Genomic DNA, 14,872 nt, shown 5'->3' with positions numbered 1-14,872 from the left:
AGCCACCGATTGGCCACCGAATGGCCACCGAATGGCCACCGACCGGCAATGGGACGGCCACGGGTGCGTAACCGGTGGGCCATCGCGTGCCGAATCGGCGAATTACCATGCCATGGCCACTTCCTTGACGGCGCTGCATAGGATTCCACCCGGTCTCATTCAGGACCGCATCGGGAGTTCACTCCCATCCGCCAAGCAGGAGGCCGGCCCATGGTTACCTCGTCACCCCCGAGCGCGCTCTTCGAAAGCGACTACTACCAAAACCCCTACCCCGCGTTCGCATGGCTCCGCGACAACTCCCCGGTCCACGAATTCAATTTCCCCATCGGGGACTTCCGGTCCTGGATCGTCACGCGGTTCGACGATGTCCACGCGCTGCTCGGCGACCCGCGGTTCAGCACCAATGCGGGGGACTACGCGAGTCCGGAGTTCCAGAAGTCCGGAATGGTGCTCGGTGCGGGAACCGTGGTGGAGCGGATCCTTTCCACGCTCGACCCGCCGGACCACACCCGTCAGCGCAAGCTGGCCATGGGGTCGTTCACCCCGCGGCGCATCGCCCAATGGCGCGAGTCGACCGAGCGGATCGTCGAGGCCGCTCTCGACCGGCTCGGGAAGCAGGAGAATCCCGATCTCATGGATTACGCGGGCGCCGTTCCCGCAGAGGTGATCGGAAACATCTTCGGTATCTCACTGGACCGGTACAACGACATCATCAACGCCATCGACCGGGCCTTCCACCCCGATGACGAGACCGAGAACGTCACGAGCGCGTTCGAGGACATCGCGCAGTACGGCCGTGAACTGATCGTCGAGAAGCGCAATTCCCCGGGTGACGACCTGCTCACCAGCCTCATCGAGGCGCGTGACGGGAACGACCGCCTGACCGAGGACGAGCTGGTGGCCATGCTCGCCCAGATGATCATGGCCGGCCTCGACACCACCAGGAACCTGATCGGCTCCGCCGTCCTCGCCCTGCTGGACAACCCGGACCAGCGGCGCCTGCTGGCCGAGCGGCCCGAGCTGGCCCCGCAGGCGATCGACGAGTTCCTCCGCTACGAGGGCGCGTTCACGATGGGCCTGTTCCGGTTCGCCAAGGAGGACCTGGAGTTCGGCGGGGTGTCCCTGCCTGCGGGAGCCCCCGTCATCGCCACCATCCTGTCCGCCAACCGCGACCCCCGGCGGTTCACCGACCCCGACCGGCTGGACATCACCCGCGAGGGTCCGCGCAACCTCGGGCTCGGGCACGGGCTGCACAACTGCATCGGAGCCGCCCTCGCCCGGCTGGAGGCGGAGATCGCGATCCCCGCGGTGCTGCGCCGGTTCCCGCAGATGGAGCTCGCGATCCCCCGCGACGAGATCACGTACAGCGAGAGCTGGCTGCTGCGCGCCCTGACGAAGCTCCCCGTCGACCTGCATGCCGGCGGTTCGCGCTGAAGCGACGACCGAGCCCGCCGAGCCCTTCCCCTCCCGGACGCCAGTCGATCCGGGAGGGAACGGCTCCGTACGGCGTGATCGCCGCTCTCGGCCTCGTCGGGAGCAAATGGAAGGCGCTCATCCTCTGGGAACTCCACCCGGGCCACCGGAGGTTCGGTGAACTCAGGCAGCGGCTCCACGGGGTGAGCGACAAGGTGCTGAGCGAGAAACTGCGGCAGCTGGAAGCCGACGGCGTCATCCGGCGCGAGGTGTGCGCCACCGCCCACGGGCCCGTGCAGCAGCACGTCCGGTACTCGCTGACGCCCCTGGGCCGCTCCCTCGCCGACGCCCTGCGGCCGGTACGCGACTGGGGGGCCGCGCACCTCGCGACCGCCGGCCGCGACCGGCTCTGACGACGCTCGCCGGGCCCGGGGCCTGATCGCTCCCCGGGCCCGGCTTCTGCGCGTCGACGGACGTGTGCTCAGAGGATCGTGGTGTCCGGGCTGAGCCCGAGCAGTACCCGGCCCTGCAGTTCGTGGTTCACGTTGATCTGGGTCAGGGCGTGCAGGGAGAAGCCCAGGAGGTCGCGGTGGTAGCGCTGGAAGGGCACGCTGCGCTTGATGACCGACGCACCGCTCGCGGTGTAGAGGAGCTCCACCGCCTCCTTGGCCAGCTGCGCCGCGAAGGAGGTCTGCCCGCGGACGACCGCCTTCTCGGCGTCCGTCGGCTGCACGCCGGCGTCGGCGCGTTCCTGGAGCAGCCGCAGCCAGGTCTCGGAGAGGGCCTCGGCGGCATCGAGCTTGTTCGCCGCGGTGGCGACCTGCACCTGCGTGAGCGGGTGCTGGGCCTGGTCCTCCCATGAGGTGTAGGTGATCCCCCGGCCGGGAAGCCGGTCCAGGAACAGCTCGTACGCGCCGCGCGCCGCGCCTATGGCCATCGCGGCGTACAAGGACATGATGAACGAGACGACGCCGTAGTTGCGTCCGCTCTCCTCGCTGTTCCAGCGGTTGCCGGTGGTGCCGAGCATCAGCTCTTCGTAGCCGACGAGCCGGTGCGCGGGCACGAACACGTCCTTGGCCGTCGTGGTCGCGCTCCCCGTGCCGCTGCCCGCGGAGACGTCCCAGTCGTCGGTGATCGACAGTTCCGACAAGGGCACGAGCGCGAGGAACTCCTCGGACGTGCCGTCCGGACGCTCCAGCATCACCGCGAGACAGTCCCAGTCGGCCGAGTGGCAGCCGGAGTTGTAGCTCCAGCTGCCGTTCAGGAGGTAGCCGCCCTCGGTGGGGACGATCACGCCGGTCGGGGCGAAGCCGATGGAGACACGCGTCGAGCCGCCCGCGAAGACCTCCTCCTGGGCCTGGTCCGGGTACAGCGCGGCCATCTGGGCGCCGGTCAGCCACACCGTCATGTCCCAGCCGGTCGAGGGGCAGCCGCGCGAGATGTCCCGGACGACCTCGGCCTGCTCGGCCACGCCGAGGCCGAGTCCGCCGAAGCGGCGCGGCACAGCCATCCGGAACGCGCCGGCCTGCTCGAGGAGGGTGATGTTCTCGTCGGGCACCCGACGCCCCTCCTCGGCGGCCCGCCCGTTCTCCCTGAGCCGCCCCATGGCTTTCTGCACCGCGTCCACAACAGCCTGAAACTCTTCCTGCTCGGCCACTCTGCTCCTCCAGGGAATGCGTGATTCTCAACGCGGACACACTGCGCTGAAAATTACCACCGAATGCGAATTACCCGGCCTTCACCCGGTAACCGGCCGCCCCCGCTGCCGATGTGCGGTCGATTACCGGCCCCGAATGCCCGTCAAGAGAGCGGGATTACCGCTGCGTGAGCAGGTTTTAGACGCCCGGCCGGAGAGTCCACGTAAGGTAATTTGGCGGGTTTGTTGATGACTTTTTCGGGAGCTGAGATCTCGTGGCTGATGTATCGGACCTTCGTGAGTACCTCAAGCGGGCCATCGCCGATGCCCGGGACGCCCGGAGAAATCTGCGAGACGTCCAGGAGAAGGCGCGGGAGCCGATCGCCATCATCGGCATGGCCTGCCGTTATCCGGGCGGGGTGTCCTCTCCTGAGGACCTGTGGCGTCTCGTCTCCGACGGGGCGGACGCGGTCGGGGAGTTCCCCTCCAACCGCGGCTGGGACGTGGACGCCCTCTACGACACCGACCCTGCCCGGCCGGGCACCTCGTACACGCGCCAGGGCGGCTTCCTGCACGACGCGGACCTGTTCGACCCGGAGTTCTTCGGGATGTCCCCGCGGGAGGCGCTCGCCGTCGACCCGCAGCAGCGCCTGCTCCTGGAGACGGCGTGGGAGGCCTTCGAACGCGCGGGCATCACCCCGGAGTCGCTGCGCGGAAGCCGTACGGGCGTGTTCACCGGTCTGATGTACAACGACTACGGCTCACGGCCCCAGCTGCCGCCCGAGGGCAACGAGGGCTATCTCTTCAGCGGCAGCGCGGGCAGCATCGCCTCCGGGCGGCTCGCCTACACGTACGGGCTCGAAGGGCCGGCGGTCACCGTCGACACGGCCTGCTCGTCCTCACTGGTGGCCATGCACCTCGCCGCCACCGCGCTGCGCAACGGTGAGTGCGATCTCGCGCTGGCCGGCGGTGCGGCGGTGATGTCCACGCCGACCGCGTTCATCGAGTTCTCCCGGTTGCGCGGGCTCTCCGCGGACGGCCGCTGCCGCTCCTTCTCCGAGCACGCGGACGGCACGGGCTGGTCGGAGGGCGTCGGGATGCTGCTCGTCGAGCGGCTGTCGGACGCCCGGCGCAACGGCCACCGGGTGCTCGCCGTGATCCGCGGTTCCGCGGTGAACCAGGACGGTGCGAGCAACGGGCTGACGGCGCCGAACGGCCCGTCCCAGGAGCGGGTGATCCGGCAGGCCCTGGCGAGTGCGGGGCTCGCGCCGCACGAGGTGGACGCGGTCGAGGCCCACGGCACGGGCACGCGGCTCGGCGACCCGATCGAGGCGCAGGCACTGCTCGCCACCTACGGCCGGGACCGCGCCGCCGACCGGCCGCTGTACCTGGGCTCGCTGAAGTCGAACATCGGGCACGCCCAGGCGGCCGCGGGCGTGGGCGGCGTCATCAAGATGGTGGAGGCGATGCGCCACGGGGTGCTGCCGAGGACGCTGCACGCGCAGGAACCCTCGAGCCGTGTCGACTGGGACGCGGGAGCGGTCGAGCTGCTCACCGAGGCCAGGCCGTGGCCCCGGACCGGTGAGCCGCGCCGCGCGGGGGTGTCCTCCTTCGGCTTCGGCGGGACCAACGCGCACGTGGTGATCGAGCAGGCGCCCACGGCCGAGGCGGAGGCCGGGGAGAGCAGCACGCCGGACCCGGTGCCGCCGCCCCTGCCGGTGGTGCCGTGGGTACTGTCGGCGAAGGACGAGGAGACCCTGCGGCTCCAGGCGCGGCGACTGCAGTCGTACGCCGAGAGCTCCCCCGAGGCCGCCCCGGTGGAGGTGGGCCGCTCCCTGGCCACCGCCCGCACGCACTTCGAGGAGCGCGCCGTCCTGCTCGCGGAGGGGCCCGCGGAGTTCCTGGAGCAGCTGCGCCGGCTCGCCGAGGGCCGGCCGGGCGCGGGAACGGTGCGGGGCAGCCGCGCTGCGGGCAAAACGGCCTTCCTGTTCACCGGGCAGGGCTCCCAACGCGCTGGCATGGGACTGGAGTTGTACTCCGCCTTCCCGGTCTTCGCGGCCGCGTTCGACGAGGTGTGCGCACTGCTCGACCCGGCCCTGCGCGAGGTCATCGCCTCCGGCGAGGGCCTGGACCGCACCGAGTTCACCCAGCCCGCGCTGTTCGCGCTGGAGGTGGCCCTCTTCCGCCTCGTGGAGTCCTGGGGCGTACGACCCGACTACCTCGCCGGACACTCCATCGGCGAACTCGCCGCCGCACACGTCGCCGGAGTCCTCACCCTCCCCGACGCCGCCCAACTCGTCAGCGCCCGCGCCCGCCTCATGCAGGCACTGCCCGAGGGCGGCGCCATGATCGCCTTCCAGGCCACCGAGGACGACATCACCCCCCACCTCACCGACGGCGTCGGCATAGCCGCCGTCAACGCACCGCAGTCCGTCGTCATCTCCGGCGACGAAGCCTCGGCGCTGCGCGTACAGGCCCACTTCGAGGGCTCGGGGCACAAGTCGCGGCGCCTCAAGGTCTCGCACGCCTTCCACTCGCCGCTGATGGAACCCATGCTCGCCGAGTTCAGGGCGGTCGCCCGGTCCCTGTCCTACAAGGAACCCGCCATCCCGGTCGTCTCCACGGTCACCGGCCGGCTCGCCGCGCGGGAACTGACCTCGCCCGACTACTGGGTGGAGCAGGTGAGGCAGGCCGTGCGCTTCCACGACGCGCTCCGCACGCTCGACGACGCCGGCGTCACCACCTGCCTCGAACTGGGCCCCGACGGTGTCCTGTCCGCCCTGGCCGAGGGCGTGAGCGACGGCATGACGGCGGTGCCCGCCCTGCGCACCGGCCGGCCCGAAGCCCGCACCGCGCTCACCGCGCTCGCCGCCGCCTTCACCACCGGCTCCTCCGTCGACTGGGCGGCCCTCTTCCCGCCCGGCCACGCCGCGCACGGGGTCGACCTGCCCACGTACGCCTTCCGGCGGCGCCGTCACTGGCTCGAACCCGACACGTCGGCCGGGGCCGCGGGGGCCGGCGCCGGCGGCATCGGGCATCCCGTCCTGAGCGGCCTGGTGCGGGTGGCCGGCTCGGACGAACTGCTCCTCTCGGGTCGCGTGTCGGCGCGTACGCACCCCTGGCTCGCGGATCCGGCGGCCTCGGCCTCCGCCTGGGTGGAGCTGGCCGTGCGGGCCGGTGACGAGGCGGGCACCGGCGTCCTCGAGGAGCTGGCGGTACACGCACAGCTGGTGCTGCCCGAGCGCGGAGACGTGGAGCTCCAGGTCGGCGTGGGGGCGGCAGGAGACGGCGGGCGCCGCGGCCTGACCGTCCACGCGCGGCCCGCAGGGGACGACGCCCCGTGGACCCTGCTCGCGGAAGGCACCCTGGTGGCAGAAGGGACCTTGCCGGCCGAACGCGCCCTGCCCGCCGGCGCGGCCGGGACGGCCCCGGGACCGGGCGCGAGCGAGGAGTTCCGGCTCCCGGACGAGCTCGCGGAGGAGGCACCGGACTACGCACTCCACCCGGCGCTGCTCGGCGCCGCGCTCCAGGACGGCACGGCCCTGGCTCCCGCCCACTGGCGCGGGGTCCGGCTGCACGCCACCGGCGCTTCGGCGGTGCGCTCGCGCCTGACCGGGACCGGTGACGGAGCCTTCTCCGTGGTGCTGACCGACGAGACGGACGGCCCGGTGCTCTCCGTCGGGGCCCTGGAGTACCGGGCGCTCCCCGACGCCCCGTTCGCGGAGGCGGCCCAGACTCCGCTGTTCCGGATCGACTGGACACCGGTCTCCGCGGACCCCGCTGTCGCCACGTCCGGCACGGAACCCCGCGAACTGCTGCGGCACGAGCCGGGTACGGATCCGGAAACGGCGGTTGGGCGGGTGCTGGCCCGGCTCCAGGAACACCTCGCCGACGACGCCCTCGCCGACACCCCGCTCGTCGTCCTCACCCGGGGCGCCGTCTCCGTCGGCGGCGAAGACACCACGGACCTGGCAGCGGCAGCCGTCTGGGGCCTCCTGCGCTCCGCACAGACGGAAGCACCCGACCGCATCATCCTCATCGACACCGACACCGACACCGACACCGACCTGCCATCCGAAACACTCGCCGCCGCACTCACCCTGGGCGAACCCCAACTCGCGTTACGCCGGGACCGTTTCCACGCCCCGCGGCTCCACCGCATCTCCGCCCCCGCGCCCGCGCCCACCACCGCAGGCTGGAACCCCGACGGCACCACCCTCGTCACCGGCGGCACCGGCACCCTCGGCGCCGTCATCGCCCGCCACCTGGTGACCCGACACGGCGTACGCCACCTGCTGCTCACGAGCAGGCAAGGGCTTGCGGCACCGGGCGCCCAGGACCTGGCCGCCGAGCTCAGCGCACTCGGCGCCCACGTCACCGTCACCGCCTGCGACACCGCCGACCGCGACCAGCTCGCCGCCCTCATCGACAGCATCCCGGCACCACACCCCCTCACCTCCGTCATCCACACCGCCGGCACCCTCGACGACGCCCTGATCACCGCGCTCACCCCCCGGCAGCTCACCACCGTCCTGCGCCCCAAAGCCGACACCGCACGGCACCTCCACGACCTCACCCGCACCCACGACCTCACCCACTTCGTCCTCTTCTCGTCCCTCGCTGGCGTCATCGGCGGAACCGGCCAGGCCAACTACGCGGCCGCCAACGCCTACCTCGACGCCCTCGCCCACCACCGCATCCATCAGGGCCTGCCCGCCACCTCCATCGCCTGGGGACTGTGGGAGGCGGGCGGCCGGCTCACCGAGAGCGACCTCAGGCGGTTCGCCCGGGAAGGGCTGCGACCGGTTTCCGAGCAGGAAGGTCTCGCACTCTTCGACGCCGCGCTCGCGTCGGGTGCGGCCGCCCCGGTGGCGACGCCCCTCGACGTCGCCGCGGTACGGGCCTCGGGCCACGTCCCCGCGATCCTGCGCGGCCTCGTCGCGGCTCCCGTGCGCCGCAAGGCCCGGCAGGCCGGCGGTGAGTCGCCGGCCCGGCGGCTCGCGGGACTCACCGAGCAGGAACAGCACGAGCTGCTGCTGTCCCTCGTACGGACCGAGGTGGCGGGGGTCCTCGGCTACGCCGACGCCCAGGCGGTCGATCCCGAACGGGCCTTCCAGGAGCTGGGCTTCGACTCCATGACCGCCGTCGAGCTGCGCAACCGGCTCAACACCGCCGCCGGGATCCGGCTGCCCGCCACCCTGGTCTTCGACCATCCGTCGCCGGCCGCCCTCGCGGCCCACCTGCGGATCCGCCTCATGCCCGAGACGCCCGACGCCGCCCAGCCCCTGCTCGCCGAACTCGGCAGGCTCGAGGTGCTCCTGGAGACCGTCCCGGAGGACGAGGGCCTGCGCGGCACGCTGGCCGGGCGGCTCCAGGCGCTCGCGGCGAAGCTCGCCGCCACCGGGGGTGACGACGAGCTGTCCGACCGGATCGAGTCGGCGTCGGCGGACGAGCTCTTCGACTTCATCGACACCGCGCTCGGCCGCGCTGCCCGCTGACCGTTCCGCCCACGTCCACACCTCCAGGGGAGACTGATTTCCGCATGGCCAAGGCAGACAAGGCAGACACGGCCAACAAGGCCGACAAGGAAGAGAAGCTTGTCGAGTACCTCAAGTGGGTGACGGCGGACCTGCAGAAGGCCCGGCAGCGCATCGCCGAGATGGAGGCGGAGAGCACCGAACCCGTCGCCATCGTCGGGATGGCCTGCCGCTTCCCGGGTTCGGTCGGCTCGCCCGACGACCTGTGGCAGCTCGTCGCGGAGGGGCGTGACGCGATCACGGAGTTCCCCACCAACCGCGGCTGGGACCTGGAGCGGCTCTACGACCCCGACCCGAACCAGCCCGGCACCTCCTACACCAGGGAAGGCGGGTTCCTGCACGACGCGGACCGGTTCGACGCCGCGTTCTTCGGGATCTCACCGCGCGAGGCACAGTCGATGGATCCCCAGCAGCGCCTCCTGCTGGAGGTCGCCTGGGAGACGTTCGAGCAGGCGGGCATCGACCCGGCCACCCTGAAGGGCAGCAGGACCGGCGTGTTCGCCGGAGTCGTGGAGCAGAGCTATCTCGGCCTGGAGGGGCCCGAGGAGTTCGAGGGCTACCTGATGACGGGCAAGCTCAGCAGCGTCGTCTCCGGCCGCGTCGCCTACACCTTCGGCCTGGAGGGCCCCGCCGTCTCGGTCGACACCGCATGCTCGTCCTCGCTCGTGGCCCTGCACCAGGCGGCGCAGTCGGTGCGTCTGGGCGAGTCAACGCTGGCCCTGGCCGGCGGCGTCACGGTGACGGCGACCCCGGGCGGTTTCGTCGACTTCTCCCGGCAGGGCGGTCTGGCCCCCGACGGCCGGATCAAGTCCTTCGCCGCGGCGGCCGACGGCACCGCCTGGTCCGAGGGCGTCGGGCTCGTCCTGCTGGAGAAGCTGTCGGACGCGCGGCGCAACGGTCACACCGTGCTGGCCGTGATCCGCGGTTCCGCGGTGAACCAGGACGGCGCGAGCAACGGCCTGACGGCGCCGAACGGCCCGTCCCAGGAGCGGGTGATCAGGCAGGCCCTCGCCCATGCCCGGCTGGACCCGGCGGATGTGGACGTGGTCGAGGCCCACGGCACGGGCACGCGGCTCGGCGACCCGATCGAGGCGCAGGCGCTCCTCGCCACCTACGGCCGGAACAGGCCGGAGGGCCGGCCGCTCTACCTCGGGTCGCTGAAGTCCAACATCGGCCACACGGTCGCCGCGGCGGGCGTCGGCGGCGTCATCAAGATGGTCCAGGCGATGCGGCACGGGGTCCTGCCGAAGACGCTGCACGTCGACGCGCCCACGCCGATGGTCGACTGGGAGTCGGGTGCGGTCGAACTGCTCACCGAGGCCCGCCCGTGGCCCCGGACCGGCGAGCCGTACCGCGCCGCGGTGTCCGCGTTCGGCGTGAGCGGCACCAACGCCCATGTGGTGCTCGAACAGCCGCCCGCTCCCGAACCCGTGCCCTCCGAGGAGACCGGCGCCGCCCCGCTGCCGCTGCCCGTCGTTCCGTGGGTGCTCTCCGGCAGGACTCCCCAGGCGCTGGCCGCGCAGGCCGGGCGCCTCCGCTCCAGGGTCGAGGAGGATCCGGGGCTCTCCCCGGCCGATGTGGCGTACGCGCTGGCGACCAGCCGCTCGGCGATGGACCACCGGGCGGCGGTGACCGGCCGGGACCGCGGGAGCCTGCTGGCGGCGCTGCGCTCACTGGCCGAAGGGGAGCCGGCGCCGGGCGTCGTACGCGGCGTGCGGCGGGACGGCAAGACCGCCTTCCTCTTCACCGGGCAGGGCGCACAACGCGCCGGAATGGGACGGGAGTTGTACGAGACCCACCCGGTGTTCGCCTCGGCCTTCGACGCGGTCGCCGCCGAGCTGGATCCGTACCTGGACCGGCCGGTCGCCGAGGTGATCCGCACCGGCGAGGGCCTGGACCGCACCGGGTTCACCCAGCCCGCGCTGTTCGCGCTGGAGGTGGCCCTCTTCCGCCTCGTGGAGTCCTGGGGCGTACGCCCCGACTACCTCGCCGGACACTCCATCGGCGAACTCGCCGCCGCACACGTCGCCGGAGTCCTCACCCTCCCCGACGCCGCCCAACTCGTCAGCGCCCGCGCCCGCCTCATGCAGGCACTGCCCGAAGGCGGCGCCATGATCGCCATCCAGGCCACCGAGGACGACATCACCCCCCACCTCACCGACGGCGTCGGCATAGCCGCCGTCAACGCACCGCAGTCCGTCGTCATCTCCGGCGACGCGCAGGCCGCCGCGGAGGTGGCCGCCCGGCTCGCCGCCCAGGGCCGCAAGACCAAGCCGCTCGCGGTGAGCCACGCCTTCCACTCCGCGCACATGGACGCCATGCTCGGCGCGTTCCGCGAGGTCGCCGCCGGGCTGACCTACCACGCACCGGCCATCCCGATCGTGTCGACGCTGTCCGGAGAGCCGGCCACGGCCGAGCAGCTGGGCTCCCCCGACTACTGGGTGGAGCAGGTCCGCCGCCCGGTCCTCTTCGCGGCCGCCGTGCGGTCCCTGGCCGGGCTGCGGGTGACGAAGTTCGTCGAGATCGGTCCCGACGACGTGCTGACCGCCCTGACGCGGGCCACGCTCGACGGTGACGGGTACACGGCCGTGCCGCTGCTGCGCCGGGCGCGGCCCGAGACCGACACGCTGGTGACGGGCCTCGGCGAGCTGTACACCTGCGGCGGTCCCCTCGACTGGGAGGCGTTCTTCGCCGGGACCGGGGCCCGGCGGGTCGACCTGCCCACGTACGCGTTCCAGGGCGAGCGCTACTGGGTGGACGCGACCGCCCCCGGGGACGCCGCGGGTCTGGGTCTCGTCGAGACGGGTCACCCCCTGCTCGGGGCTGCGGTCCCGGTGGCCGGCGCGGACGAGCTGCTGTTCAGCGGCCGTCTCCTGGCCTCGGCCCAGCCCTGGTCGGCGGGGTCGATGGCGCCGGAGTCCGTCCTCGTGGAGCTGGCGGTCCGGGCCGGGGACGAAGCGGGTACCCCGGTCCTCGAGGAGCTGTCGGTCCGCACGCCGCTCGTGGTCCCCGCCCACGGCGGGGCGCAGCTGCAGGTCGCGGTGGGCCCGGCCGGCGACGCCGGTCTGCGGTCCCTGACCGTGCACGCCCGCCCCGACGGCACCGACGCGCCGTGGACCCTCGTCGCGGAGGGCAGGCTCGGACCCGAGCCTGGCGAGGCCCCGTTCGAACCGGACGGCGCGCCCTTCGCGGAGGTACGACTGCCGGACGACCTCGCGGCGGACGTGTCGGGTTACGGGCTGCATCCGGTCCTGCTCGACGCGGCCGTCCGTTCCGTGGCGGGGGCGCCCACGGACGGCGACCCGGCGCGGTCGGCCGCCGAGTGGGGCGGGGTCCGGCTCCACGCCGCCGGGGCGACCTCGCTGCGGGTGTGGACGGTGCCCGGTGCCGACGGCACGGTCTCGCTGCGGCTGGCCGACCAGGCGGGGCAGCCGGTGGCGAGCATCGCCTCCCTGGCGTTCCGTACGGTCGGTGCGGCAGAGCTCGCCGAGGCGCGGGTACGCAACCACGACGCCCTTTACCACGTCGAGTGGACACCGGTGCGGCCGGTGGACGGGCCCCCGGGCGCGCGGGACGCCGTACTGCTGCCGCTCGATCCGTCGCCGCCCGGCCCCGAAGCCGTCCACGCGGCGGTTGGGAACGTGCTGGCCCGGGCCCGGGAACACCTGGCGGACGACACGCTCACCGAAACCCCCCTCGTCGTCATCACCCGCGGCGCCGTGGCCACCACCGAGGGGGAGGACACGACCGACCTCGCGGCGGCCGCCGTCTGGGGCCTCCTGCGCTCCGCGCAGGCAGAGGCCCCCGACCGCATCGTCCTCATCGACACGGACACCGGCACCGAGCTCCACCCGGACACGCTCGCCGCCGCACTCGCCCTCGGCGAACCCCAACTCGCCCTGCGCAACGGCCGACTCCACACGCCCCGGCTCCAGCGCAGCCTCACCCCCCTCACCACGCCCACCGGCACCTGGAACCCCCACGGCACCACGCTCATCACCGGCGGTACCGGCACCCTCGGCGCCACCGTCGCCCGCCACCTCATCACGGAGCACGGCGTACGCGACCTGCTGCTCGTGAGCCGGCGCGGCCCGCAGGCCCCCGGAGCGGCCGACCTGGAGACCGAACTCACCGGCCTCGGCGCGCGCGTCACCCTCACCGCCTGCGACGTGGCGGACCGCGACGCGCTCGCCGGGCTGCTCGCCTCCCTCCCCGCGGACCGCCCCCTCAGCCACGTCGTCCACACCGCGGGAACGATCGACGACGCACTCGTCGCCTCCCTCACCCCCGACCGGCTCGCCGCCGTCATGCGCCCCAAGGTGGACTCCGCATGGCACCTCCACGAGCTCACCCGAGACCTGGACCTCTCCGCCTTCGTCCTCTTCTCCTCCATCGCCGGCGTCATCGGCGGACCCGGCCAGGCCAACTACGCGGCCGCCAACGCCTACCTCGACGCCCTCGCCCAGCACCGCACCCACCAGGGCCTGCCCGCGACCTCCATCGCCTGGGGACTGTGGGCCCAGTCCAGCGGCATCACCGCGGACCTGACGGAGGCCGATCGCAGGCGGATCGCACGCAGCGGTTTCAAGCCGGTCGAAACGGCACAGGGGCCGGAGCTGCTCGACGGCGCCCTCGGTCTGGGCAGGGCGGCGGTGGTCGCCACGCCGCTGGACGCGGCCGCGGTACGAAGGCAGCGGAAGGTCCCCGCACTGCTGGGCTCCCTGGTCCGCTCCCCCGCCCGCCCCGCGGCCCGGAACAGCGGCGCCGGCACCGGTTCGCTCGCCGAGCGGCTCGACGGGCTCCCGGCGCAGGACCAGCGGAGCGTCATCCTCGACGTGGTGTTCCACGAGATGGCCGGGGTGCTCGGGCACACGGGCCCGACCGGCTTCAGCGCCGAACAGCCCCTCGGCACGCTGGGCTTCGACTCGCTGACCTCCGTCGAGCTGCGCAACCGGCTGGCCTCGGCCACCGGGCTCCGGCTCGCCGCGACCCTGGTCTTCGACCATCCGACGCCGGCGGACCTCGCCGCGCATCTGCACTCCGAGGTGCTCTCGGCGGGCAGCGGGGAGGCGAACGCGCCGGGCGTGGACTTCGCCGCCGAGGTCCGGCTCGCCGACGACGTGCGTCCCGCGCCCGTGACCGTCCGGGCGGCGGTCGATCCGCAGGAGATCCTGCTGACCGGCGCGACCGGGTTCCTGGGCGCCTTCCTCCTGCGCGACCTGATGCGCACCACGCGGGCGCGCGTGCACTGCCTCGTACGCGGTGCGGACGAGGCCGAGGCGTGGGAGCGGCTCCAGGAGAACCTGCTCTGGTACCGGGTGTGGGAGGACATCGATCCCGACCGGCTGTCCCTCGTGGTCGGCGACCTGGCCCGGCCGCGCCTCGGGCTGGACGCCGCGGACTTCGACCGGCTGGCCAGGACCGTCGACGTGGTCTACCACAACGGCGCCCAGGTCCACTGGCTGCATCCGTACACGGCTCTGAAGGCCGCCAACGTCTCCGGTACCGAGGAGGTGCTGCGGCTCGCGGCCCTGCACCGCACGGTTCCGGTGCACTACGTGTCGACCGTGGGTGTCTTCAACGGGGTGGCGCAGGAGGGTGTGCCGCTGAAGGCGACCGACCCGACGGGCCCCGCGGAGTTGCTGCCGAGCGGCTACCTGCAGAGCAAGTGGGTCGCGGAGCAGATGATCGGTCTCGCCCGGGACCGCGGACTGCCCGTGTCCGTCTACCGCGTCGACGTGATCTCCGGCGATCAGGTCAACGGCGCCTGCCAGACGCGGGACTTCGTCTGGCTGAGCCTCAAGGGTCTGATCCAGGCCAAGGGGGTGCCCGCGGGCGTGGGGGGCCGCTTCCACCTGCTGCCGGTGGACTACGTCAGTGCGGCCATCACCGCCATCTCCCGGATGCCCGACAGGGCGGGCGGGACGTTCCAGCTCTTCAACGCGAGCTCGCTGAGCCTGGGCCGGTGCGCCGAGTACCTGCGCGGGCTCGGTTACCGGCTGGACGACCTGGACTGGGAGACGTGGAGCGAGCGGGTCGGGAACGACCGCGCGAACGCGGTCCAGCCGCTGCTGCACGCCTTCGAGATGATGACCTCGGACACGGACGCCTTCTACCCGCCGATCGACACCGGCGAGACGGACGCGGCGCTGGCGGGCAGCGGCATCGTCTGCCCGCCGCTGAGCCGGGAGCTCTTCGAGAAGTACGTGACCTTCTTCGTCGAGCAGAAGCACTTCCCCGCGGCCGGCTGAACCGGCCGGGCCGGGAACCGCGCGGGGCCTGCCGG

Annotated in this window: 4 protein-coding genes and 1 pseudogene; 4 read left to right on the top strand and 1 reads right to left on the bottom strand. The window is 72.8% G+C overall.

Features of this window, described 5'->3' with window-relative positions; translation table 11 throughout:
* The first annotated feature begins 210 nt into the window (after nucleotides 1–210).
* Nucleotides 211–1,434 (top strand): cytochrome P450, encoded by a 1,224-nt coding sequence (locus ACIP5M_RS21845; RefSeq protein WP_401199427.1) that lies wholly within the window; start codon nucleotides 211–213, stop codon nucleotides 1,432–1,434.
* Nucleotides 1,435–1,508: 74 nt separating this feature from the next.
* On the top strand, nucleotides 1,509–1,826 hold the full coding sequence (locus tag ACIP5M_RS21840) for a winged helix-turn-helix transcriptional regulator (protein WP_401199425.1): 318 nt from the start codon (nucleotides 1,509–1,511) through the stop codon (nucleotides 1,824–1,826).
* Nucleotides 1,827–1,894: 68 nt separating this feature from the next.
* Here the strand turns inward: ACIP5M_RS21840 and ACIP5M_RS21835 are convergent, their stop codons facing one another.
* Entirely contained in the window at nucleotides 1,895–3,070 is a 1,176-nt protein-coding gene (locus ACIP5M_RS21835) for an acyl-CoA dehydrogenase family protein (RefSeq protein WP_401199423.1), read from the bottom strand.
* Nucleotides 3,071–3,423: 353 nt separating this feature from the next.
* Between ACIP5M_RS21835 and ACIP5M_RS21830 the strand changes: the two are divergent.
* Nucleotides 3,424–8,547 (top strand): annotated as a pseudogene (locus ACIP5M_RS21830) (SDR family NAD(P)-dependent oxidoreductase); the annotation flags it as partial.
* A 44-nt stretch (nucleotides 8,548–8,591) separates the two neighbouring features.
* Complete coding sequence (locus tag ACIP5M_RS21825; RefSeq protein WP_401199421.1) at nucleotides 8,592–14,837, top strand: thioester reductase domain-containing protein; 6,246 nt, start codon at nucleotides 8,592–8,594, stop codon at nucleotides 14,835–14,837.
* Nucleotides 14,838–14,872: the final 35 nt, after the last annotated feature.

Source organism: Streptomyces sp. NPDC088762 (assembly GCF_044750905.1).
In the GTDB taxonomy this organism is placed as follows: domain Bacteria; phylum Actinomycetota; class Actinomycetes; order Streptomycetales; family Streptomycetaceae; genus Streptomyces.
Note: the sequence above shows the minus strand (reverse complement) of the source record. Positions and strands in the feature narration are given on the sequence as shown.

Bases quoted from the DNA above. Each gene is read 5' to 3' on its own strand.
- ACIP5M_RS21845 (WP_401199427.1), top strand. From the start codon at position 211: ATGGTTACCTCGTCACCCCCGAGCGCGCTCTTCGAAAGCGACTACTAC.
- ACIP5M_RS21825 (WP_401199421.1), top strand. From the start codon at position 8,592: ATGGCCAAGGCAGACAAGGCAGACACGGCCAACAAGGCCGACAAGGAA.